General features: G+C 63.3%; 21 protein-coding genes, 1 tRNA gene and 2 pseudogenes. 17 read left to right on the top strand and 7 right to left on the bottom strand.

Annotated features, from left to right (window positions below):
• Positions 1 to 48 precede the first annotated feature (48 nt).
• Positions 49 to 558 (top strand): hypothetical protein, encoded by a 510-nt coding sequence (locus BKG76_RS17865; protein WP_070938775.1) that lies wholly within the window; start codon positions 49 to 51, stop codon positions 556 to 558.
• A 2-nt stretch (positions 559 to 560) separates the two neighbouring features.
• Positions 561 to 983, top strand: a complete 423-nt coding sequence (locus BKG76_RS17860; protein WP_070938774.1) for a TIGR03668 family PPOX class F420-dependent oxidoreductase — start codon at positions 561 to 563, stop codon at positions 981 to 983.
• Here BKG76_RS17860 and BKG76_RS17855 read toward each other — a convergent pair.
• Together BKG76_RS17855 and BKG76_RS17850 are read right to left on the bottom strand one after the other, a co-directional pair.
• On the bottom strand, positions 970 to 3,042 hold the full coding sequence (locus BKG76_RS17855) for an acyl-CoA synthetase (protein WP_070938773.1): 2,073 nt from the start codon (positions 3,040 to 3,042) through the stop codon (positions 970 to 972). The two genes, BKG76_RS17860 and BKG76_RS17855, sit on opposite strands and share 14 nt — an antisense overlap.
• A gap of 330 nt (positions 3,043 to 3,372) precedes the next feature.
• The gene (locus BKG76_RS17850) at positions 3,373 to 3,669 is read right to left on the bottom strand and encodes a hypothetical protein (RefSeq protein ID WP_083338084.1); all 297 of its coding nucleotides are present in this window, start codon (positions 3,667 to 3,669) and stop codon (positions 3,373 to 3,375) included.
• Positions 3,670 to 3,690: 21 nt separating this feature from the next.
• Here BKG76_RS17850 and BKG76_RS17845 point away from each other — a divergent pair, with 21 nt between their 5' ends.
• Positions 3,691 to 4,167, top strand: coding sequence for a Clp protease N-terminal domain-containing protein (locus tag BKG76_RS17845; RefSeq protein ID WP_070938771.1), 477 nt, complete (start codon positions 3,691 to 3,693; stop codon positions 4,165 to 4,167).
• Here the strand turns inward: BKG76_RS17845 and BKG76_RS17840 are convergent.
• A complete protein-coding gene (locus tag BKG76_RS17840; RefSeq protein ID WP_070938770.1) occupies positions 4,164 to 4,922 on the bottom strand; it encodes a hypothetical protein in 759 nt (252 codons plus the stop codon). The genes BKG76_RS17845 and BKG76_RS17840 overlap by 4 nt on opposite strands.
• Before the next feature lie 199 nt (positions 4,923 to 5,121).
• Between BKG76_RS17840 and BKG76_RS17835 the strand changes: the two are divergent.
• From BKG76_RS17835 to BKG76_RS17820, 4 genes and pseudogenes are all read left to right on the top strand, one after another.
• Positions 5,122 to 5,585: pseudogene (locus tag BKG76_RS17835) on the top strand (PadR family transcriptional regulator).
• Positions 5,585 to 5,911, top strand: a complete 327-nt coding sequence (locus BKG76_RS17830; RefSeq protein WP_070938768.1) for a 2TM domain-containing protein — start codon at positions 5,585 to 5,587, stop codon at positions 5,909 to 5,911. The pseudogene BKG76_RS17835 and the gene BKG76_RS17830 overlap by 1 nt, the downstream one beginning before the upstream one ends.
• Positions 5,908 to 6,768: a metal-dependent hydrolase gene (locus tag BKG76_RS17825; protein ID WP_070938767.1), complete on the top strand. Its 861-nt coding sequence runs from the start codon at positions 5,908 to 5,910 to the stop codon at positions 6,766 to 6,768. The genes BKG76_RS17830 and BKG76_RS17825 overlap by 4 nt, the downstream gene beginning before the upstream one ends.
• 255 nt (positions 6,769 to 7,023) lie before the next feature.
• Entirely contained in the window at positions 7,024 to 7,371 is a 348-nt protein-coding gene (locus BKG76_RS17820) for an MmpS family transport accessory protein (RefSeq protein WP_070938766.1), read from the top strand.
• 20 nt (positions 7,372 to 7,391) lie between these two features.
• On the opposite strand, the gene BKG76_RS17815 is transcribed toward BKG76_RS17820, so the two are convergent.
• A complete protein-coding gene (locus BKG76_RS17815; protein WP_070939341.1) occupies positions 7,392 to 7,718 on the bottom strand; it encodes a cupin domain-containing protein in 327 nt (108 codons plus the stop codon).
• A gap of 168 nt (positions 7,719 to 7,886) precedes the next feature.
• Between BKG76_RS17815 and BKG76_RS17810 the strand changes: the two genes are divergently transcribed.
• The 4 genes and pseudogenes from BKG76_RS17810 to BKG76_RS17795 all read left to right on the top strand — a co-directional run bounded on the left by BKG76_RS17810 (position 7,887) and on the right by BKG76_RS17795 (position 9,745).
• Positions 7,887 to 8,240 carry a heme-binding protein gene (locus tag BKG76_RS17810; RefSeq protein ID WP_070938765.1) on the top strand — a complete coding sequence of 118 codons (354 nt, stop codon included), beginning with the start codon at positions 7,887 to 7,889 and terminating at the stop codon, positions 8,238 to 8,240.
• A gap of 25 nt (positions 8,241 to 8,265) precedes the next feature.
• The gene (locus BKG76_RS17805) at positions 8,266 to 8,562 is read left to right on the top strand and encodes a hypothetical protein (RefSeq protein ID WP_070938764.1); all 297 of its coding nucleotides are present in this window, start codon (positions 8,266 to 8,268) and stop codon (positions 8,560 to 8,562) included.
• Positions 8,563 to 8,734: 172 nt separating this feature from the next.
• Positions 8,735 to 9,450, top strand: a pseudogene (locus BKG76_RS17800) (DUF4241 domain-containing protein).
• 10 nt (positions 9,451 to 9,460) lie between these two features.
• Positions 9,461 to 9,745 carry a hypothetical protein gene (locus BKG76_RS17795; RefSeq protein WP_070938763.1) on the top strand — a complete coding sequence of 95 codons (285 nt, stop codon included), beginning with the start codon at positions 9,461 to 9,463 and terminating at the stop codon, positions 9,743 to 9,745.
• Between the two features lie 405 nt (positions 9,746 to 10,150).
• Here BKG76_RS17795 and BKG76_RS17785 read toward each other — a convergent pair.
• The 3 genes from BKG76_RS17785 to BKG76_RS17775 all read right to left on the bottom strand — a co-directional run bounded on the left by BKG76_RS17785 (position 10,151) and on the right by BKG76_RS17775 (position 14,489).
• Positions 10,151 to 10,224, bottom strand: a tRNA-Met gene (locus BKG76_RS17785).
• Between the two features lie 132 nt (positions 10,225 to 10,356).
• Positions 10,357 to 13,326, bottom strand: a complete 2,970-nt coding sequence (locus BKG76_RS17780; RefSeq protein WP_070938762.1) for a UPF0182 family protein — start codon at positions 13,324 to 13,326, stop codon at positions 10,357 to 10,359.
• A gap of 128 nt (positions 13,327 to 13,454) precedes the next feature.
• Entirely contained in the window at positions 13,455 to 14,489 is a 1,035-nt protein-coding gene (locus BKG76_RS17775) for a YlbL family protein (protein ID WP_070938761.1), read from the bottom strand.
• Positions 14,490 to 14,551: 62 nt separating this feature from the next.
• On the opposite strand from BKG76_RS17775, the gene BKG76_RS17770 reads away from it, so the two are divergent.
• The 6 genes from BKG76_RS17770 to BKG76_RS17745 all read left to right on the top strand — a co-directional run bounded on the left by BKG76_RS17770 (position 14,552) and on the right by BKG76_RS17745 (position 21,589).
• Positions 14,552 to 14,968 (top strand): thiol-disulfide oxidoreductase DCC family protein, encoded by a 417-nt coding sequence (locus BKG76_RS17770; RefSeq protein WP_070939339.1) that lies wholly within the window; start codon positions 14,552 to 14,554, stop codon positions 14,966 to 14,968.
• Between the two features lie 78 nt (positions 14,969 to 15,046).
• Entirely contained in the window at positions 15,047 to 16,420 is a 1,374-nt protein-coding gene (locus BKG76_RS17765; RefSeq protein WP_070938760.1) for a zinc-dependent metalloprotease, read from the top strand.
• Between the two features lie 90 nt (positions 16,421 to 16,510).
• A complete protein-coding gene (locus BKG76_RS17760) occupies positions 16,511 to 17,383 on the top strand; it encodes a hypothetical protein (RefSeq protein ID WP_083338082.1) in 873 nt (290 codons plus the stop codon).
• A gap of 55 nt (positions 17,384 to 17,438) precedes the next feature.
• Positions 17,439 to 18,788, top strand: coding sequence for an ABC1 kinase family protein (locus BKG76_RS17755; RefSeq protein WP_070938758.1), 1,350 nt, complete (start codon positions 17,439 to 17,441; stop codon positions 18,786 to 18,788).
• A 56-nt stretch (positions 18,789 to 18,844) separates the two neighbouring features.
• Positions 18,845 to 20,176: an ABC1 kinase family protein gene (locus tag BKG76_RS17750; RefSeq protein WP_070938757.1), complete on the top strand. Its 1,332-nt coding sequence runs from the start codon at positions 18,845 to 18,847 to the stop codon at positions 20,174 to 20,176.
• 63 nt (positions 20,177 to 20,239) lie between these two features.
• Entirely contained in the window at positions 20,240 to 21,589 is a 1,350-nt protein-coding gene (locus BKG76_RS17745; RefSeq protein WP_070938756.1) for an ABC1 kinase family protein, read from the top strand.
• Positions 21,590 to 21,599: the final 10 nt, after the last annotated feature.

Genomic DNA, 21,599 nt, shown 5'->3' with positions numbered 1-21,599 from the left:
AAGCTGCCGTTTCGATCGGTGCAGCGCATCACTTCAGGGAGGACAACCATGTGGGTTCGGTCAGGTCTGCTCGCTCGGCTCGTCCTGGTGAGCTGTGCCCTCGTTCCGTTCGGAGCCGGCCTTCCGGTTGCCAACGCGGATGAGTCGACCTGCGCTGCGATCGATCAGATGTCGAAGACGATCGACGACCCGGCCAACAACGGGCCGATCGTCACCGAGGCACTGATGTATCTGCGCGCCGACAATCCCGCCTACTCCGGCCTGGACCGACAGGTCGAGGCCATCGGCCAGGCGCGGGACATGTGGGGACGCAACAACGATGCGGTGCGTGCCAACCTGGATGGTGTCACCGAGCCGGGAGCGCGCCAGCAGCTCACTGCCTACGCCGACGGCCTCAGCGGCGCCTACGACCTGGCGGGAACGTGGCTAGCCGCTACCCCCGAGGTGCGTTCCTCCCCCGACATCGTCGATCGCGGCGGGGCGGTCGGCGGCCTATTGTTCGACGGCGCCAACAACTTCCACGTACTGGCGAACATCTGTAATGGGGGTCGGCACTAGGCGTGCGCCTCAACCCTGCCGAGGCACGTGGCCGCTTCCGGGCGGCGGCGGTGGCACGGCTGGCGACGGTAAACGAATCCGGTGCGCCGCATCTGGTTCCGGTGACCTTCGCCATCGCCGACGATGTCATCTGCTGGGCCGTCGATCACAAACCGAAGTCACGCAACGACCTACAGCGCGTGCGCAATATCGCCGCGAACCCTGCGGTCAGCTTTCTAGTGGATCGCTACGACGAGGACTGGGCTGCGTTGTGGTGGGTGCGCGCCGACGGCATCGCGCGCGTTCTGGATACGCCCGACGCCGGCTGGATCACGTTGCTGGCCAACAAATACCGGCAGTATCGAGAGACACCACCAACCGGCCCGATGGTACTGACCGACGTTTCCCACTGGAGCGGATGGGCAGCCTCGGCTACTGAGGCCTGATCCCGTCGCGCTCACAATCGGCGAGCAACAGCCGCTTGATGACCTTGCCGGTCGACGTGCGCGGAAGTGCCTTGACGAAGTACACGTCACGCGGCACGTGGAACTTGCTGAGCCGGTTTTTGATGAAGGCGCGCACCATATCGCCGTCGAGGCCGGCGTCCTTGTGCAGCACGACAAACGCCGACAGTCGCTGCCCGAAGCTGTCATCGGAGGTCCCGACGACGGCGACATCGGCAACCTGCGGCAGGAAGGACAATGCGTCCTCCACCGGCCGCGGGAAGACGTTCTCACCGCCGGAGATGATCATCTCGTCATCGCGACCGTCGATGTACAGGCGGCCATCGGCGTCCAGGTGGCCCAGATCGCCGGTATCGAGCAGACCGTTCACCGACGCCGGTGACGGATCTGCCACATATCCCTCGAACAACATCTCATTGCCGACGAAGATCCGGCCCGTGACACCGCGCGGCACCGGTCGCCGGTCGGCATCCAGAATCGCGATGGTGGTGCCCAGCGGCGGCCGTCCGACGGTGGTGGGCGCGATCGCAAGATCCTCGGGATCGGCGATGGTGGCCCATGACACCTCGGTGGATCCGTAGAAGTTGTAGAGCACCTCGCCAAACGCGTTGGTAAACCTTTGTACCAGTGAGGCATTCAGCGGCGAACCGCTACAGGCGACCAATCGCAGGCTCGATGTGTCGTACTTTTGACGCACCTTTGCGGGCAGGTCGACGATGCGCTGCAGCATGACAGGCACGGCGATCATCGTGGTGACCTTGCGGGTGGCGATGGCGCGCAGGCACTCTTCCGGATCGAACTTCTCTTGCAGGATCACCGTCGCACGCAGCGGTGTGCTGATCTGCAGGCAGCCCAACCCCCAGGCGTGGAAGATGGGCGCCGAGATGAGCATGGTCTCGTTCATCTTCATGGGCATCCGCGAAAGCATTGCCGCGATGACGGCGAACCCGCGTGGCGTGGGCCGCAACGCCCCCTTGGGTGTTCCGGAGGTTCCTGAGGTTTGCACCACCTGGTGGCCGGGGCGGGTAGGTGGCAACACTCCGGGCTTGTCGGCTACCACGAAGTCATCGAGTCCACGGCGGCCGTTGATGGCACTGCGCCGGCCGGTGCTGACGAGCTCGACCTCCCACGGCACGTACCTGACGAGCTCATCGAGCTCATCGTCGACGAACACCCTGGTGAGGTTGTTGCGGGCGACAGCAATCTGGATCTGAGTTGCTGCGAGCGCGTTGTTGAGCAGCATCACGTCCACGCCGAGCATGCCGAAGGCAATGAGGCACTCGACCATGGCAATGTTGTTGCGGGCCAGCAGGCCAATCTTCGAGGTTTCGTTGATGCCGGCACGCATCAACCCGGTGGCCAGCCCTTCTGCGCGTCGATCAAGTTGCTCGAAGGTCAGTTGTCCGGCGTCGTCGGCGACCGCGAGCTGTTTGGGGGCGCGCGCCGCGGCGGCCGCATAGCCACCCTGGAGGGTGAATCCCCACCGGGCCAGTGAACTCAACTGGCGAAGTCCACGGTCGGGGCGCGGAATCCGCACCACACCGACGCCGACCATCAGCCGGGCGATGCTGACTTGAAGATTTCCGTTGTCACCGGAGTTGGACACGGTGGAAGTAGGCGCGCCGGAGAGATAGTCATCGATTCTGTCCAGTCCGTCCATCAACCATTGGTTGACGGCCACACTCGGCTTCTTGATGCCGGAGGGCAATACCGATGCCGCCCGCAACACCGTGATACGGACTCGGGTCTGCGCAGACCGTTCCTCGAACAATCGCACGGAAATCAGCCCGTCGTTATCGACGCCCTCGATCGCAAGACTTTCCTTGGTGTTGCTGAGAATCAGCCGAACGCGAGCCTTCGCCTTGGCGGACAACACCAGGTATTCGGGATCCGGGCCCGCCTCGGTGCTCTCGATCAAGGTCTCGCAGGAACCAACCCCGGTAAAGAACATGGGGTACGTATCGGGTGAGCTGATCAGCTCCCACACCAGCCCGCGTGGGTGCCTGAGCAACTTGTCGCAACTAATTACATCAGCGACCATAATACTAGTCCTACCTGCGGTTTTCGGTCATGCATCGCGCGAGCGTACCCGATGACGCGCATCACTGCCGAAGAACGATTGTGGCTCTTGTCACTACCGTGACCAGATTGCCGAACGCAGGCCAGAGCGAATTACCCACCACCTCGGCACCACGCCGCCGAGTGGCAAATCATCAACCGTACGGACCCCCGGAGACGCGACTGAGTTCGCTTCCCCTGCGCGGACGCCCCACCACGGGCTACCCATCGCCGGTAGACCCCGGCAATCCACCTCGCGCCCAAGATGATTCGAGTCTTCGGCAGGCATGCGGCGCCGACCGCGCGGCCCTCCCTAGATGTGGGGCGCCTCGCGAATCTTGCTGTTGTCGTTCCCAAGTGTCTTGCAGTACATCGTGACCGAGGTACGCGTCGCAGAGATCTCCAGGTTCGACGCGTCGCGCCCGCGTTCGTCCTTGACCATCTTGCTCACCGCGTCGTTCTGCTTCTGCTCCTCGGCGGCGATGAAGTCCTTGCACTTGGTGTCGCCACCCATGTTGACGATGCCCGAGCACCCCGCCAGCAGCGCGACTGCCGCGAAACCTGTTCCAGCCAACACCTTCAGAGCGGTCATGCCGTGACAGTAGCTCATCGTCGCACTCACTCCGGCAAGATGTACGTTGACGCAGAGATAGGGAGGGTCATGTTCCATCTGTTCAATGAGCGCTCACGGCAGGTCATCGTGATCGCACAAGAGGAAGCGCGCGAACGGCAGCACAACTACCTCGGAGCAGAACATCTCCTGCTGGGCCTGGTGGGCGAAGGAACCGGGCTTGGTGCCCGCCTACTTGCGACCGCGGGGGTCCGATTCGAGAACGCGACACGGGTGATTCAGCAGCTCGTCCCGTTGGGGCAGGAGCCGCCCGGCGAGAAGATTGCCTTCACTCCGGGCGCCCAACGGACACTTGAGCTCGCCATGACGGCGTCGGAGAGCCGCCGGCATACGGAAATCTGCACGGGGCATCTACTCCTGGGTCTCGTCGATGCGGCGGATCCCATCATCATCCAGATTTGGGAGAGGCTCAGCGTCGATGTTCTCGACCTCTGGGACAACGTCCGGGCGCACTTGGACGAGAACCTAGGCGATTAGGCGGACACCGCTTGCGACTGCACCGCGATACTCTGCTCACCTGCGCGGGCAGTCCGTCGCAGGGCTCCGTATTCACCGATGTATCCGGCCAGGCTGCCCAACACAGGCAACATGCCGAGATACCGGAAAATCGACTTGGGCTGCGGACGCTTTTCCAGTTCGTCGCCGACGGCCCGCAGGATGCCCGCGAGATGCCACAGTGTGCGCGCCAAGGCGAACGGCGACCAGCTGCGCGGGCTCTCCGGCTCCCGATCGTCGGCACCCGCCAACGCCTCATCACTGAGCGTGCGATGACACAGCACCTGCGCAAGCAGACGGACCTGCTCCCGATGATCGTCGATTCCGAGTTCCCGGGCGATGGCAACCAACACGATGGCCTGGTTGGAAAACCCGAGCAGGTCCTGCACGGGTAACCGCGCCGCGAGGGCACCGAAAACACCTGGGAAAGCAACGAATACGGTGTTGATGGCCCCGACGCGCTGCACCCACCAATGCGCCTTCCCACGGGCGTCCAGCATGTCCCACGCCTTTGTGCCGGGCGTCGTCGCCGCATTCAACGCACAAGCCAAGGCGTCCAGTGCCTTATCGGCGACCCCCTCGCCGGCGCCCAAGTCGTAGGTGCGTTCCTTGAGGCCGAACGGATCGGACTCCGCCAGCACCGTGAGCACCGGGTTGATTATCCGGACCGCACGGCTCAACACGTCGGCGATATCGGCGTCGGACAGCACGGCGGTAGGCAGCGAGATGAGACCCATGTACAGATCATTGCCTAGCCACCGACCGAGCGCGACAGCGTCCGCCCCGGTAACCCGCGCGGGCAAATCTCCTACTTCCCAACCGTTGACTTCGTAATAGTTTCGATATAGCTTCTGCGTAATAGTTTCGTAGGCATGGGAGGCGGGTCGCCTTGGCTGACTTTTTCTGGCACAACAACGCACGTAGGGGACGTATCTAGTGGCGCGGTTCTTCCGTCACGGTGAACTACCGCTGGTGCTCCTGGCAATACTCGCCCAGCGGCCAATGCACGGTTACGAGCTGATGTCCGAGCTATCACGCCTTTTCAGCACCGGTGGCTATCGCCCCTCACCCGGGACCGTCTATCCCGCGGTGGATGCACTGGCCGCAGAGGGCCTGCTCACCGGACACACGCACGAGGGCCGGACCGTCTACAGCGCATCCGAAGAAGGCGAGCAGGCGCTGGGCAGCCGAATCGATGTACTCGCTGGAGTGGAGCTGCGCACGGGCGTGCGCTTCGGCGGCGGCGACTCACTGGAGAAGGTCCTCGCCCGTTTCGCCGCCCGGGTCACGCCGTTGGCCGGCCGGGTGGACCCAGCGGCGGTCGAGGCGATCCTGGACCACGCCGCTACGGAGATAACAGAGCTTGATCACACCAAAAACCCAGGGAAGGAACCAAATAATGGACGGTGACGCCTTCGATCGAGCAGTAGAACGCGCCGAACGCCGAGCCGAGGAAGAGCATCGTCGCCTTCAGCGTGAACGGTACGAACGCACGCGGACGCTCAACCGCACCGCGTTCCGCATCCATGCCAGCGTTTTCGTCGCCGCCCAAGTGCTCTTGATCGCCATCTGGGCCCTGACATGGCAGTTCGACCACGGCACTGCCTATCCGTGGTTCATATACCCACTACTCGGATGGGGAATTGGCCTCATCGCGCACTACGTCTTCGTCAGGAGCATGTGGCTGCAGCCTGCCCCGTCAACACACCCAGAGGAGTCCCAATGAACACCGTCGACACCAACATCGACGCCAGGCCCATCACCGTCCGGCGCATCACATTTCGCTACCCCACAGGGTCTTTGGACCGCCACTACGTGCAAGGCGATCTCATGATGAGTCACATCGTCGCGATGATGTCCGCGGTGTTCCCCGAAGGGGAGGACTACTTCATCCGTTCTGTCAGGCACTTTTCCGACCAGATCACCGACCCGGCGCTCAAGAGGCAAGTAGCGGGATTCATCGGCCAGGAAGTGACACATGGACGCGAACACCGTGAACTCAACGTGCGCCTACAGGAGATGGGTTACCCGACAGCGTTCTTCGACAGACTGACTTCCCGCACGCTGAACTGGTTGACACGACACTTCCCACCGCACCTCAACCTCGCCGTCACCGCCGCGATGGAGCATTACACCGCCGTGATCGCCGAAACGCTACTCACCGATCCCCGAGCACAGGATCTGTTAGGCGAGAATGAAGTTCGGTCAACGCTGCTCTGGCACGCGTTGGAGGAATCTGAACACCGCGCCGTAGCCTTCGATGTCTACCGAACTGTCGGCGGTACCGAGCGCCTCCGCATCTGGGCCATGCGGTTGACCACAGCCGACTTCGTCATCGGCGCCTTCATCAACATTCTGGCCTCCCTGGCTCGCGACCGGGCCGCCTACAACCCACGGCGGTTATTCAGGAGCATCGCCGCGCTGCGCCATTCACCGTTCGCAAGCCGCGAGCTGATCGCACGTATCCGCGCCTACAACCGCCCGGGATTCCACCCCAATGACGTCCCCAACGCCGAGCTGATCGAGCAGTGGAACACCCGGCTGTTCGGCGAACAAGGACAGCTCGCCGACAACCTTCGCTAACAGCGGCGAACCCCGGCCGGCAGGCACCGGGCCCCGCGCCCGACTCCTTTGCTCCCATATTCATGAACACCGTGTTCGGAAATGTGTCGAGGCGTGCGAGGCGCGCACCACGGGAACCAATTCCGTCGGACAAAAACTGCCAAACCACCACGAACGGAGGCTGATTCGGCGTACCGTGCCCTCAGCACAACAAGACAAGAAGGATGGGCAATGCAGCTCATGGTTTCGATCCCGCAGAGTTGCGAGGGCTGACCTGTGGCACTCACGGCAACTCTGATTACTGCCGCAGTCGGCGCGACCGCATTCGGCGCTTCACTCGCCATTGCTCCGCAGACTCCGGACACTGTCCTCTACGTCATCAGCTCAGATCGTCCGATCACGGCAATCACGTGGAGAGACAGCCTTGGGCACATGCGTGATCAGCCTGTCGACGGCACTCAGCGCACCTGGGCCTGGACTTTCACCAGTGACGTCACCGATCCGCCGTACTTCGTCAGTGCCCAATCCGGCGGGGCTGCCTTGACGTGCCGCTTGATCATCAACGGCAAGGTCAAGGTCGAGAACACCACTACGGGCCAGACGGCGGCCACCTGCCACGGATAGCCCGCCGCTCACCGCGCGGTTCAGCGATGCTTCGCGACAGTGAGCAGCACCGCTGAATCGGCCAACGCCTGTAGCGAGTGCCGGGCATCGGGAATCTCGATCAGGTCACCTGCACGACCGTCCCAATGTTCGTCGCCGACGACCAGGCGTACCAAACCCTGAACGACGTAAATGGTGGCCTCGCCCGGATTCTCGTGCTCACCAAGTTCAGCCCCCTCGCGCAGGGCGATCACCGTCTGGCGCAATACCCGTTCATGACCGCCGACCACCGTGTCCGCGGCATTGTGCCCGTCATTGGCGCGCTCGAACAGCTGACGTATCAATGCATCAATCGAGCGTTTCTGCATCATCCCATTCCATGCCTCGGCAGCAGGCCCGTCAACCCTCCGCGCCACGCATTCACGTCGCCCAACCGGCGCAGCCCGTTGCGCTGCCATACCCTGGCACCGTATGGCAATGTGGCCAACGGCGATGTAAACCAATACAGGGTCAGTTACTCACGAATAGGAGTCGGCATGTCGTCCATACCAAGATTTGTGGCTTACGCAGGAATTGCCCTCGCCGCCCTGGGGGTGTCCACTCTCGGCGCGCCACTGGCCGCAGCGGAAGATCCCCCAAATTGCACACCCGCGGATCTGCTGGGCGTGACATCCGGCGTGGCGGCTTCGGAATCGGTCTATCTGCACACGCACCCCGACGTGAACGACTTCTTCAACGGCTTCAAGGGCAAATCGAGAAGCGAAATACGTTCGGCGATTGACGGATACATGGCCGCGAACCCGGACGTCAAGGCCGACCTCGACGGTATCCGCCAGCCGGTCACCGACTTCAAGGAACGCTGCGGTGTCGCGGTAAGTCCCATCAATTGAATCTAGGAAGTGGGGTGCAATCGCAATGAGCACACAGTCCGCCTTTGCGCGGTTACTAATCTTCGCCTTTTTAGGCGTGACCACCGCTGTTGGCGTGAACCTTGTGGACGACGGAAATGTCCAGAGCGGCACGGCGCCCGCGATTACCTACAGCGCGGACCCTTGGGACGATGAGACGGAGTTCCTGACCGGAAACGACGCGATGAACATTTACACGCCGGATTCGCGGCAGATCAACGGTCAGCCGCAGAACATCGGCGGCGGCAGAAACAGCAACGGGATCGGCAAGTCCTGCAACAACCCCGGGGTTCAGTGCCGGTAGCTTCGGCATTCTTGCCTCTGCAAGTACCGCGGGCCAGAGACTGACATTGTCTCTGGCCCGCGGTATTCCATGACCTTGCCTCCGCTCGGCCGCATAGTGAGTCCGCGAGATTTGACCGAGCTCCGTTCGAGTCAAACCCGCCTATGTCACGATTACCGACGAATCAAGGATCGTGGCGGCCGAGGACAGTAACTACCTCGGTGCGAGCAGTGGAGGGGTGCCCGGCGAATGTCTCTTGTTGATCCATCACGCTTCGCTCCGTGGTACTGCCCACCTCCCCTGTTCCGGAACATCGAACTGGGCCGGATCGAAGTTTCATCGGGGCGCCTGGCGATTCGCGACGTCTACGATCTCGACTACCCGCAAGTGGTTCTGAATGTCGACCCAGGGAACTATCGCGTGTGGTCCACCGAGCTCAATATTCGAACGAAGCCCGGGGCTCCAATGTTTCGGCCGGCGTATCTGTCGATTCAACTCTCTGATGCTCCCCGCACGCGGATCGACTTCCCCGAAGACCTCTACGGAAAACCAGCTCCCCCATACGGAATCAGCGTTTCCACCGATCTGGGCATGATTCTGGTCCACGACGCCGAGTCTGTTTCTGCCAAAGAATTTGAGGCACTGGATCGCAGCTGGGAGCGCGCATGGGAAAGCGACAGGGATTATTCGGATGTCTACACCTCAGCAGGTGCGACAGTCATCACCTGCAAAACGGTGATCGACAAGTCCCGCCACCCGATCGTGGCCAGTTATGACGCCAAGAACCTGCCCGTGGGAATTCATGTCGACTTCGGCGTACTCAACGCTTCGCAAGCAGCACTGCACCATTCACGCGGCCGCTTTCGGCGATGGGGCGCGGCCGCCGGCCGGATGTTCCGCCGGCGATAGGCCGGTACCCATGCCGCGAGCCCGGCTTGCCGCCTCCGCCGACGAACGGTTTGACGTCTCCGTGGGGACAGTGTGCCTTGACTACTACTGGGGACGCGGCAGCTGCCTGAGCATCGGCAAGTACGAAGCCACCCGCCTCACCTGCGACGACCGATCGCACCTGAACCGAGAGAAGCCAATGAATCTCATCGTGAACACCACCACAAATGTTGGATATCCGACCGGGGGTTTCCCGCATGCGGTGCGCACGTTCACAATCTGCACCGAAACACAGAAGTTAGGAGCGAACCCGTGACCGAAAGGCCGGCGTTGAAGCCGGTGATCGATTGGTCTTGCCTGGATTGCGGGATCGATACCGACAACGTCGACGGACACGGTCATGACGAGTACTACATGCTCCACCACGACCTATGGCTAGAAATCAATCCCCATACGACGGGGCACCTGTGCATCGGTTGCGCCGAGAGGCGCCTGGGCCGACGTCTGATCGCGTCAGACTTCACAGATGCTCCGGTCAACACGAACCCACGAAGAGCGAGCGCACGTTTGATGTCACGACTCGCACATCCCGATTAGGGCGTACCCCACGCAGCCACAAGCGTCGAAACACACTCGCCCAATGCTTTCGCGCGACCCAGAAGCGAGTCCAAAAAAATACCCCAGGCCAGAAGCAATTAATGCCTCTGGCCTGGGGACCTAGTAGCGGGGACAGGATTTGAACCTGCGACCTCTGGGTTATGAGCCCAGCGAGCTACCGAGCTGCTCCACCCCGCGGTGGTGAATATCAGGTTACCGGGCGCAGTGCGCTGGCGCCAAATCGTTTACCTGGCCTGCACGTTCTCGACATCCGTCGGCGTCTTTGTCCCTGCCACTTGCGCTTTCACACAGTGGCAGGGACCAGCCTTCCTACTTGGCCTGTGTGAACTTCGTCATCGCGTCGTCGAGGCTCTTGAGAGCCTGCCCGTACCGCGCGAAGTCCCCACTCTTCTGAGCGTCCTTCACCTCGCCAATGGCCCGCTGAACCTCCTGCAGCGCGCCCGCCTTCGCCGCGGACAGCTCCGACGACCCGCCCACTGGCGGCAGCGCCACCGGAGGCACCACAGGGACGTTCTGGCCACTCGGTGGCGGCGGCACGACGGAGCCGGGCTCCACGGCCGGCGCAGTCGCCGTCGCGCCCGCACCGGGCCCGAACACCATGTCCAAGGCATCCCTGACCGTGGTCGCGTAGCCGACCTTGCCGTTGTAGTACATGCCCACACGGATCAGACGGGGGTACGAGGACTGATCACCCTGGCCCGGAGAGGCATACAGCGGTTCGACGAACAACAGTCCGCCGTTGGCCACCGGCAGGGTCAACAGGTTGCCCCACCGCAGGATGTTCTGGTTCTTGATGATGCCGACATGCGAGGACACCTGGTTGTCGGTGGTGATCGCATTGTTGACCAGCTTGGGGCCCTGCACCGTTCCGGGAACCGTCAAAACAGTGATCTTGCCGTAGGTTTCGGGATCGGAACTGGCGCTGACATAGGCCGCCAAGAAGTCACGCTGGAACCTGTTGAGCGCGCTGGTCAGCTGGAATGACGCCGAATTATCGTTCTTCGTAATGTCTTTCGCGACGATGTAGTACGGCGGCTGCGACCCGGTGGGCGCATTCGGGTCATCGGGCACCTGCCAGAAATCACTGGTCGAGAAGAACGTCACCGGGTCATTGACGTGGTAACGCGCCAGCAGCGTCCGCTGCACCTTGAACAGATCCTCCGGGTAGCGCAGGTGCCGGGCGAGATCGGGCGAGATGTCGCTCTTGGGCTTCACCGTTCCCGGGAAGATCTTCATCCACGCCTTGAGTACGGGGTCCTTCTCGTCCTGCTGGTACAGGGTTACGGTGCCGTCATACGCGTCTACGGTCGCCTTGACCGAGTTCCGAATGTAGGACACCTGCTGGTTGGGCAGCGCTCCCCCGGTCTTGCCTACCTGGCTGTCAAAGGTGGCTTCCGACAACGATGTCTGCTGCGAGTACGGGTAGTTGTCCAGCGTGGTGTAGCCGTCCACAACCCACACCATGCGCTTGTCCACGATGGCCGGGTAGGTCCCGCTGTCGACGGTGAGCCACGGGGCCACCGCCTCCACCCGTCGGCTCGGATCGCGGTTGAACAGGATCTTGCTGTTGTCCCCAATCACATTGGAGAACAGGAAGTTCCGCTCGGCGTACTTGAGGCCGAAAACCGTACGTGCCAGCGCACCGCCGACCGGAACCCCGCCGGTACCGGTGTAGGTGCTGTTCTTGGTTCCGGCGTTGTTCTCGTAGTCGTACTCACGGTCGTTGCCGTTCTTGCCGACGATCGCGTAGTCGTTGGTATCGCTGGCGATGATCGGGCCGTAGTAGACACGCGGCTGAGCCAGCGGCGCCGGGCCGTCGGACAGAATCTTGCCGTTGTCGTCGACGGCATTCACCAGGAACTCCGGGTACCCGCCGTTCTCGTCCGGTTTATCGGCCACCCCGCGGACGGTGTTGGCCGGGGCGGCGATGAATCCGTTGCCGTGCGTGTACACGGTGTGCCGGTTGATCCAGTCCCGCTGGTTGTCACGGAGTTTGGCCGGATCGAGCTCGCGGGCGGCGACCACATAGTCGCGCAGCGAACCGCCCTTGTCCTGATACCGGTCGATCGACAACGAATCGGGGAAGGCGTAGAAGTTCTTGCCCTGCTGCAACTGTGTGAAGGCGGGGCTGATGATGTTCGGGTCCAGGACCCGGATGTTGGCGATGGTGGAGCGGTCGGCGGCGACCTGCTTGGCCAGCTGTTCGCTGCCGGTGGGCGCCGAGGCCGTACCGCTGTAGTCCCGATAAGTCACGACGTCGTCAGTCAAGCCATACGCGTCGCGCGTCGCCTTGATGCTGCGCGCGATGTATTCGCTCTCTTTCTGCGCCGCATTGGGTTTGACGCTGAACTGTTCGACGATGAGCGGCCACCCGGCGCCGACCACCAGTGAGGACAGCAGCAGCAGCGCCAGTCCGATGGCGGGAATCCGCAGATCCTTCAACACCAGTGCCGAGAACACCGCGACCGCGCAGATCACCGCGATGGCCAGCAGGATGAGCTTGGCCGGCAGCACCGCGTTGATATCGGTGTAGCCGGCGCCGGTGAACGGCTTGCCGGCCCGCGTGTGCGAGAGCAGCTCGTAGCGATCGAGCCAATACGCGGCAACCTTGAGCAGCACCAGGATTCCGGCGAAGGTCACGAGCTGGATGCGGGCCGGGCGAGACAGGGTGCCGGAGCGCCCGGACAGCCGGATACCACCAAAGATGTAGTGCACCAAGCCGTTGACGATCAGCGCGATGGACGCCGCGATGAACAGGTAGGTCAACACGAATCGGTAGAACGGCAAATCGAAGGCGAAGAAGCCAAGATCCAATCCGAACTGCGGATCCTTGATGCCGAAGTCCCCGCCCTCCAGGAACAGCTGCACAGGCATCCAATAGCTTTGGGCCACAACGCCGGCCAGCACTCCGATGAGCACGGGAACACCAATGAGGAAGAGCCGCACCCGCGACAGGATCAGTGCCCGGTACTGCGCCAGCGCGTCGCCCGGCCCCTTGGCGGGCACGAACACGGGCCGAGCCCGGTAAGCCAGCCCGAAGCCCGCGAAAACCACGGCACCGACCAGGGTTCCAACGATCAGGAACAACGCGAGCCGCGTGAGCAGCACGGTGGTGAATACGCCGCGGAATCCGAGCTCACCGAACCACAGCCAGTTGATGTACGTGTCGACCAGGCGCGGCCCGATCAACAACAACACCACGATGACCAACGATGCGGCGACCAGTCGCCGGCTTCGTCGGGTCAGTCGTGGCAGAGCCCCATTTGGCCGCATTCCCACGTCGCTACGCTCCTCGTCGAGTGTCTACTGAGAGTGTCGAACCGCTCAATATTCGCTAAAGAAAACCCAGGCCCCACTGTAGCCGCAGAAGGGCCGGGCCTGTCTTGCATCAATTGTGCTGAGGTTCGCTAACAACTGGGCGGTTGATCACCGCGATTAAGCGCGTTGAGTCCGTCAACCGCCTCGGTCAAGGTGCCGACCTTCACCAGCGTGAGCCCCTGCCCACCGTCGGTCTTGGCTTCGGCGCAGTTGGCCGCGGGCACCAAAAACACCGTCGCTCCAGCGTCTTTGGCGGCAAACATCTTGTGCGTGATGCCCCCGATGGGACCCACCTTGCCTTCGGCGTCGATTGTTCCCGTTCCGGCGACGAACTTTCCGCCATCAAGCTCACCGGGTGTCAGCTTGTCGATCACCGCGAGGCTGAACATCAAGCCGGCAGAAGGGCCGCCGATGTTGGCCAGATTGAAGTCGATGGTGAACGGCGCCCACGGCGCCTGCACCACGCCCACACCCAGGAATCCGTAGTCACGATCCCCGTTCTTGCCGAGCGTGATTTTCACCGTTTCCGTCTTGTCGCTCCCCTGAGGATTCTTGCGCTTGTAGTCCAGCGTGACCACATCGCCCGGCTTGGTCTGCTTGAGCTGTCCGGTGAATTCGTCCAGTGTCGCCACCGGGTGCCCGTTCACGGCGGTGACGGCGTCGTTCTCCTGCAGCTTGCCCTTCGATGGCCCGTCATCACTGATGGTCAGGACGGTCACCGCGGTGGGATATTTGAGGTACCCGAGCGCCGCGAACTCCGCGCTCTCCTCCGACTTCTTGAATTCAAGGTCGTTGTCCTTGTCCACCTGATCCTTGGACCGATCCGGCGGATACACCACATCCCGCGGCACCAGCTGCTCGCTGCCGCTGGCCCACAACCGCAGCGCATCGGCCAACGTCAGCCCGTCCCGCTGCGAGACCGTCGTCATGTTGAGATGACCGGACACCGGATCGACCTTGGTGCCCTTGATATCCACCACTTCCTTGCCCTGGACCTGCCCGAGGGTGTTGAAGGTGGGGCCCGGCCCCAGGGATACGAACGGCACGGCGATCACCGACATCAACAGCCCGAAGACAACAATCGGGATCAGCGCGACCAGCAACGTCGCAACGCGGCGATTCATGCCTGCACCTTATGGCAACCGGCGATCAACACCCCGCCGGTAGTCTCCAGGGCGGAGGTTCGATGAGCGAGCAAGCCCCTGTCCTGCTGTACGACGGCGTGTGTGCGCTGTGCAACGGAGCGGTCAAGAAGATCCTGCGCGACGACCAGATCGGGACCATGCGGTTCGCAGCGCTCGACAGCGAGTACGGCGCCCACGTGATCGAGCGGCACCCCGAACTCGCCGGCGTCGATTCGTTCGTGATCGTCGACAACCCGGGCGGGCCCGACGAACGAATTCACATCCGCTCCGATGCAGTGCTCCGCGTCATCGACTACTTGGGCGGGCCCCGACGGGCCGCCCTCATCGCGCGGCTGGTGCCGCGTCCGGTGCGCGATGGGCTGTACCGGCTGGTGGCGCGCACCCGATACCGGATCTTCGGCCGCTACGACACCTGCCCGGTGCCACCGCCCGAGGTCCGCGCGCGCTTCCTGGCCTGATCCACACCGCAGTGCCGCGTTCGGCCGATTACGCCGTCAGCGTGATCCGGCCGCCTCTACCAGCGGTACCGTGGAGATATGGCCGACCTACCCTTTGGTTTCGCTGCTGGCGACGACCCCGACCGTGAGCGGGGCGATGCCGGTCGCGGCTCGTCGGGCTCAGGTCCGTCTGGCGCAGACCCCTTCGGCTTCGGATCTGGTGGATTCAATCCCGCCGATCTGGGCCAGATCTTTACGCAGCTAGGACAGATGTTCAGCGGTGCCGCCGCCAGCGCGTCCAGCGGCCAGCCCGCGGGCCCGGTCAACTACGACATTGCCCGGCAACTGGCCTCAAGTTCAATCGGTTTCGTCGCCCCCATCACCGAGGGCACCACATCGGCCATCACCGACGCGGTGCACCTGGCCGACACGTGGCTCGACGGTGCCACTGCATTGCCCGCCGGCGCCATCCGAACCGCGGCCTGGACCGCGACGGACTGGGTGGACAACACCCTGGAAAACTGGAAGCGGCTCGTTGACCCTGTGGCCGAACAGATTTCGGGTATGTGGGCGGAGAACCTCCCGGACGAGGCCAAGGGTATGGCCGGTCCGCTGCTGGGCATGATGACCCAGATGGGTGGCATGGCCTTCGGATCTCAGCTCGGCCAAGCCCTCGGTCAGCTGTCTCGAGAGGTGTTGACCTCCACCGATATCGGGCTGCCCTTGGGCCCGCGCGGAACTGCGGCGCTATTGCCGGGCGCCATCGAGACATTCTCCGAGGGCCTGGAGCAGTCCAAGGCAGAGATCATGACATTCCTGGCCGCTCGGGAAGCCGCACACCATCGGCTGTTCAGCGGCGTGGGCTGGCTGACCATCCGGCTGATGGACACCGTTGAGCAGTACGCCAAGGGCATCTCGATCGACATGAGCGCCATCGAGGAGGCCGCGCGCGGTTTCAATCCCGCCGCACTGGGCGATCCGTCCGATATGGAACAGATTCTGTCCCAAGGCATTTTCGAACCTAAGACCACACCGCAGCAGGAGCAGGCCCTGGAGCGCCTGGAAACACTGCTGGCTCTGGTCGAGGGTTGGGTGCAGACCGTGGTGACCGATGCGCTCGGCGAACGCATCCCGGCGACCGCGGCCCTCAGCGAGACATTGCGCCGTCGCCGCGCCACCGGCGGGCCGGCCGAACAGACCTTCGCCACCCTGGTAGGCCTGGAGCTGCGGCCACGCAAGCTGCGTGAGGCGGCGGATCTGTGGCGCAGGCTGACCGACGCCGTCGGCATCGACAAGCGCGACGCGGTCTGGGCACACCCCGATCTGATGCCCGACGCCAGCGATCTGGACAATCCGGCGGCGTTCATCGACCGGATCATCGGCGGTGACTCCGATGCCGTCGACGACCCGATCGCGCAGATCGAGAAGCTCGATTCGGACGCTGACAACAAGCGGGAAAACCCAGAAGACTGAGAAACCCGCCGCGCGTGCACTAGGCGCTGGTCACAGCCCGAACCGGGGTGTGGATAAACGGTTTTCAGAGGCCTGCCGCGCGCGCTCGATGTGCCACAGTGGGTCATGTCCAGCGAGCCGACGTTCACCCTCGACCCGGCTCGTCCCGTGCTGCCCCGGCCCGACGACGGGGTTCAGATCGGCTGGATGCCGCGCCACGCGGTAATCGTGCGCCCCGGAGCGGGCGCCCCTGCCCACGCGGTGCGGGAGCTACTGACTTCCCTGAGCGATGAACTCACCTGGGGGCAAATCCTTAATCTCCAGTGTGCCAAGGATTTTCGCGATACCGATGAGATCCGATCGCTGCTGGACGAATTGGTCGACGCCGGAGCCGTCATCCGTCGCACCCGGCCTGCGGCACATGCATCACCGATGATTCGGCTCGTCGGCCGCGGCCCGCTGTCCGACGCCCTCGCTGAAGCACTGCGGCATACGTCCGCACGCATCCAGCACACGACCCATTCGACGCATGGAAAATCCTGGCACCACGTGGATTTGGCCATCCTGGCCGATGACCTGATCGCCGATACCCGCTTGCTGCGGATGTTGACCGACGCCGAGGTGCCGCACCTGTCGGTCCGTGCGCGCGACGGCACCGGCCTCATTGGGCCCATGGTCCTGCCGGGCGTCACCAGCTGTCTGGAATGCGCCGACCGCCATCGCCACGACCGCGACGAGCAGTGGCCCGCGGTCGCCGCGCAGCTCACCGGAACCGTCGGCGTCGCCGCTCCGGCCACCGTGTTGGGCACCGTCGCGGTGGCGCTGGCACAGATCGATCGGGTGCTGTCGGCGATGCGCGGGCAAGCGCCCGGACCGCTGGTCACACTCAACACAACGCTCGAACTCGACCTGGCCACCCACGCGTTGACCGCACGCCACTGGACGGCTCACCCGCTGTGCCCATGTGGCGCCTACTTCACCTGAAATTGACGAAGCACCACCTTTTGTTAACTTCATCACGACCGGGCATGATGTGTACATGGCAGAGATCCGTCGTGGCCGCGCCGCGCGCGCCGCAAAACTCGCATCGCTCCCGGCCGGAATAGCGGGCCGCGCCGCACTCGGTGTCGGGAAACGGTTGGCCGGGAAGTCCAAAGACGAAGTCAATGCCGAACTCGTCGAGAAGGCCGCCGAACAGCTGTTCCAGGTACTCGGCGAACTCAAGGGCGCGGCCATGAAGATCGGCCAGATGCTCTCGGTGATGGAAGCAGCCATTCCGCCCGAATTCGGCGAGCCCTACCGCGAAGCGCTCACCAAACTGCAAAGCGACGCTCCCCCGCTGGCGGCCGACAAGGTCCACCGCGTCCTCGATGCCCAACTGGGCACCAAATGGCGGGAACGCTTCCAGTCCTTCGACGACAAGCCCGTCGCCTCGGCCAGCATCGGCCAGGTGCACAAGGCCGTCTGGAAGGACGGACGCGTCGTCGCGGTCAAGGTGCAATATCCGGGCGCCGATGAGGCCGTGCGCTCCGATCTCAAGACCATTCAGCGGCTCTCGTCGTTGTTCAAACAGGTGGCGCCGGGTGCCGATATCAAAGGCATCGTCGACGAACTCATCGAGCGCACCGAGGAAGAACTCGACTACCGCATCGAGGCCACCAACCAGCGCACCTTCGTCAAAGCCTTCAAGGATGACCCCGAGTTCTACGTGCCCTCGGTCATCGCCTCCTCCCCCAAGGTGATCATCACCGAATGGATGCAAGGCCGGAAGCTCTCGGAAATCATCGCCGGCGGCACGGAGGAAGAGCGCAGTAGATGCGCTCATTTCCTGCTGGAGTTCAGCATCAGCTCCCCCTACCGCTGCGGACTGCTGCACGCCGACACCCACCCCGGAAACTTCATGTTGTTGGAGGACGGCCGGTTCGGCGTCATGGACTTCGGTGCCTGCGCCTCGCACGAGGGCGGCCTGCCCGCGGGCTTCGGACCGATCCTGCGTCTGGCCCGCGACGAGAAGTGGGAAGAGCTGACCGAGGTGCTGCGCTCGGAGGGCTTCATTCCGCCCAGCGCCACCTCCGTCTCGCACGAGGAGGTCAACTCGTACCTGGAGCCGTACATCGAGCCGCTCAACTACGACACATTCCACTTCAGCCGTAAGTGGCTGCAGCGTCTGACCGCCAAGGCCACCGATTTCCGTAGCGACGAGTTCCTCGAGTCCTTCAAGACCAGCCGCCAGATGAACCTGCCGCCGAACTACCTGATGTTCTTCCGGGTCCTCGGTGGCCTGATCGGTATCGCCGCGCAGCTCGATGCCCCGGTCGATTACGCGGCCATCATCGACAAATGGGTTCCCGGTTTCCATGAGGACAGCAAGGCCCCGGCGGCCACCTAGCCCGACAGGAAAACCTGCGTTGTCAGAATCGCGCGGCCCCCGGCATGATGTAACGCATGGCTGAGATCCGCCGCGGCCGCGCCGCCCGCGCCGCAAAACTCGCATCGCTACCGGCAGGCATCGCCGGTCGCGCCGCACTCGGCGTCGGGAAACGTCTGACCGGCAAGTCCAAGGACGAGGTCAACGCCGAGATGATGGAAAAGGCCGCCGAACAGCTGTTCCAGGTGCTCGGCGAGCTGAAGGGCGCGGCCATGAAACTCGGGCAGGCGCTGTCGGTGTTCGAAGCCGCCATTCCCCCGGCCTTCGCCGAACCCTTCCGAGACGCCCTGACCAAACTGCAAAGCGATGCCCCGCCGCTGGCCGCCGACAAGGTGCACCGCGTCCTCGATGCGCAACTCGGCACCAAATGGCGGGAACGCTTCCAGTCCTTCGACGACAAGCCCGTCGCGTCGGCCAGCATCGGCCAGGTGCACCGCGCTGTATGGAGCGACGGTCGCGTGGTCGCGGTCAAGGTGCAGTACCCGGGCGCCGACGAGGCCGTGCGCTCCGATCTCAAGACCATGCAGCGGCTGGCCTCGCTGTTCAAACAGATCGTCCCCGGCGCGGACGTCAAAAGCATCATCGACGAACTCATCGAACGCACCGAGGAAGAACTCGATTACCGCATCGAGGCCACCAACCAACGCGCCTTCGCCAAGGCCTTCAAGGGCGACCCCGAGTTCTGCGTGTCACCCGTCGTCGCCTCCGCTCCCAAGGTCGTCATCAGCGAATGGATGGAGGGCCGCAAGCTCTCCGAAATCATCAGCGGCGGAACCGAAGACGAACGCAACGAGTGCGGACGCCTGTTGCTGAAATTCACCGTCAGCTCCCCCTACCGCTGCGGGCTGCTACATGCCGACACCCACCCCGGAAACTTCATGCTGCTGCCGGATGGGCGGCTCGGCGTCATGGACTTCGGCGCCTGCGCCACTCACGAGGGCGGATTCCCTCCCAACCTGGGACCCATCTGGCGTCTGGAGCGGGACGGAATGTGGGATGAGCTCATCCCCCTCATGCGCGAGGAAGGATTCATCCCGCCGCGCACCGACGTGTCGCCCGAGGACATCGACGAATATCTCAAGCCGTTCATCGATCCGCTCAAATCCGACGAGTTCCATTTCACCCGGAAATGGATGCAGCGCGTCGCCGCCAAATCCAGTGACGTGCGCGGAGCCCAATTCCAAACCGGCCGCCATCTTGACCTGCCACCGGTGTACCTCATGATGTTCCGGGTGCTCGGTAGCCTGTCCGGAATCCTGGCCCAGCTGGACGCGACGGTGCCCTACGCGCGAATCATCGGCGACTGGGTTCCCGGTTTTCGGATGGACGAGCCCGTCGCCGCCAGCTAGCGACGGCTAGCATTCCGAGAAGACGTGGGGGCAACGGCGCCACACTCAAAGATATGAGGTGACATGGCAGATATTCGCCGCGGCGGACTCAGCCGAATGACCAAACTGGCAAGCCTGCCCGCAGGCATGGCCGGGCGCGCGGTTCTGGGGGTCGGCAAACGGTTGACCGGAACATCGGCCGACGAGGTCAACGCCGAACTCCTGGAGAAGGCAGCCGACGAGCTGTTCAATGTGCTCGGAGAGCTCAAGGGCGGCGCCATGAAGGTGGGTCAGGCCCTCTCGGTGATGGAGGCGGCGATACCGCCGCAGTTCGCCGATCCGTTCCGCGAGGCCCTGGTCAAGCTGCAGAGCGAGGCCCCGCCGCTGCCTGCGGCGAAGGTACATCGTGTGCTCGACGCGCAGCTCGGCACCAAATGGCGGGAACGCTTTCAGTTCTTCGATGACGCCCCCGTCGCCTCGGCCAGCATCGGTCAGGTACACAAAGGCATCTGGAAGGACGGCCGCGAGGTCGCCGTCAAAATCCAGTACCCCGGCGCCGACGACGCGCTGCGCGCCGACCTCAAGCTCATTCAACGGATGACGCCGTTGGCCAAACAGATTGCGCCCAAAGCAGATATCGACAGGCTCGTGGCCGAGATCAGCGACCGTATCGAGGCCGAACTGGACTACCGCCAGGAGGCGGCCAACCAGCGCGCCTTCGCGAAGGCATTCACCAACGACCCGAAATTCTTCGTACCGGCGGTTGTCGCCAGCGCACCCAAGGTCATCATCGCCGAGTGGATGGAGGGGCGTCGGATCTCGAAGATCATCTCCGAGGGCACCCGCGAGGAGCGGGACTCCGCGGGCGCTCTGATGCTCGAATTCACGGTCAAGTCACCGGAAATGGTTGGTCTGGTACACGCCGACCCGCACCCGGGAAACTTCATGCTGCTGCCCGACGGCCGTTTCGGCATCATCGATTTCGGCGCGGTCTCCGAGCACCCCGGCGGCATTCCGCCGGAATTCGGTGAAGTGCTGTGCTGGGCGCGGGACGAGCAGTGGGATCAGGTGATCCGGCTGATCAAACAGCTCGGGTTCATGCCGACAGAGGTAGAGCTGTCCGGGAATCAAGTGATGGATTACATCAGGCCGCTGTGGCCCTATGTGGATCCGTTGCGCTCCGGCGAATTCCACTTCACCCGTGAATGGTTCCAGCAGGCCGCGGTGGCCTCAACCGATCTGTTGGATGAGGGATTCGCGGACCGGTTCAAGTTGGCACGCCAGATGACGGTGCCGCCGGGTTATGTCATGCTGCTGCGCACACTCGGCGGAATGATCGGCGTGCTGGTGCAACTCGGTGCCCACGTGAACTATGCGGCGATCGCCGAGGAATGGATGCCGGGCTTCTTCGCACCCCACGCGAAAACTGTCTAAACACAATGCT

Origin of the sequence: Mycobacteroides franklinii (assembly GCF_001853795.1) — a bacterium.
Lineage (GTDB): Bacteria > Actinomycetota > Actinomycetes > Mycobacteriales > Mycobacteriaceae > Mycobacterium > Mycobacterium franklinii.
Note: the sequence above shows the minus strand (reverse complement) of the source record. Positions and strands in the feature narration are given on the sequence as shown.

What these genes read in the sequence shown, in the direction of transcription:
- BKG76_RS17865 (WP_070938775.1), top strand. Translation starts at nt 49, where the DNA reads ATGTGGGTTCGGTCAGGTCTGCTCGCTCGGCTCGTCCTGGTGAGCTGT.
- BKG76_RS17855 (WP_070938773.1), bottom strand. Translation starts at nt 3,042, where the DNA reads ATGGTCGCTGATGTAATTAGTTGCGACAAGTTGCTCAGGCACCCACGC.
- BKG76_RS17850 (WP_083338084.1), bottom strand. Translation starts at nt 3,669, where the DNA reads ATGAGCTACTGTCACGGCATGACCGCTCTGAAGGTGTTGGCTGGAACA.
- BKG76_RS17845 (WP_070938771.1), top strand. Translation starts at nt 3,691, where the DNA reads ATGTACGTTGACGCAGAGATAGGGAGGGTCATGTTCCATCTGTTCAAT.
- BKG76_RS17840 (WP_070938770.1), bottom strand. Translation starts at nt 4,922, where the DNA reads ATGGGTCTCATCTCGCTGCCTACCGCCGTGCTGTCCGACGCCGATATC.
- BKG76_RS17830 (WP_070938768.1), top strand. Translation starts at nt 5,585, where the DNA reads ATGGACGGTGACGCCTTCGATCGAGCAGTAGAACGCGCCGAACGCCGA.
- BKG76_RS17825 (WP_070938767.1), top strand. Translation starts at nt 5,908, where the DNA reads ATGAACACCGTCGACACCAACATCGACGCCAGGCCCATCACCGTCCGG.
- BKG76_RS17815 (WP_070939341.1), bottom strand. Translation starts at nt 7,718, where the DNA reads ATGCAGAAACGCTCGATTGATGCATTGATACGTCAGCTGTTCGAGCGC.
- BKG76_RS17810 (WP_070938765.1), top strand. Translation starts at nt 7,887, where the DNA reads ATGTCGTCCATACCAAGATTTGTGGCTTACGCAGGAATTGCCCTCGCC.
- BKG76_RS17805 (WP_070938764.1), top strand. Translation starts at nt 8,266, where the DNA reads ATGAGCACACAGTCCGCCTTTGCGCGGTTACTAATCTTCGCCTTTTTA.
- BKG76_RS17795 (WP_070938763.1), top strand. Translation starts at nt 9,461, where the DNA reads ATGCCGCGAGCCCGGCTTGCCGCCTCCGCCGACGAACGGTTTGACGTC.
- BKG76_RS17775 (WP_070938761.1), bottom strand. Translation starts at nt 14,489, where the DNA reads ATGAATCGCCGCGTTGCGACGTTGCTGGTCGCGCTGATCCCGATTGTT.
- BKG76_RS17770 (WP_070939339.1), top strand. Translation starts at nt 14,552, where the DNA reads ATGAGCGAGCAAGCCCCTGTCCTGCTGTACGACGGCGTGTGTGCGCTG.
- BKG76_RS17765 (WP_070938760.1), top strand. Translation starts at nt 15,047, where the DNA reads ATGGCCGACCTACCCTTTGGTTTCGCTGCTGGCGACGACCCCGACCGT.
- BKG76_RS17755 (WP_070938758.1), top strand. Translation starts at nt 17,439, where the DNA reads ATGGCAGAGATCCGTCGTGGCCGCGCCGCGCGCGCCGCAAAACTCGCA.
- BKG76_RS17750 (WP_070938757.1), top strand. Translation starts at nt 18,845, where the DNA reads ATGGCTGAGATCCGCCGCGGCCGCGCCGCCCGCGCCGCAAAACTCGCA.
- BKG76_RS17745 (WP_070938756.1), top strand. Translation starts at nt 20,240, where the DNA reads ATGGCAGATATTCGCCGCGGCGGACTCAGCCGAATGACCAAACTGGCA.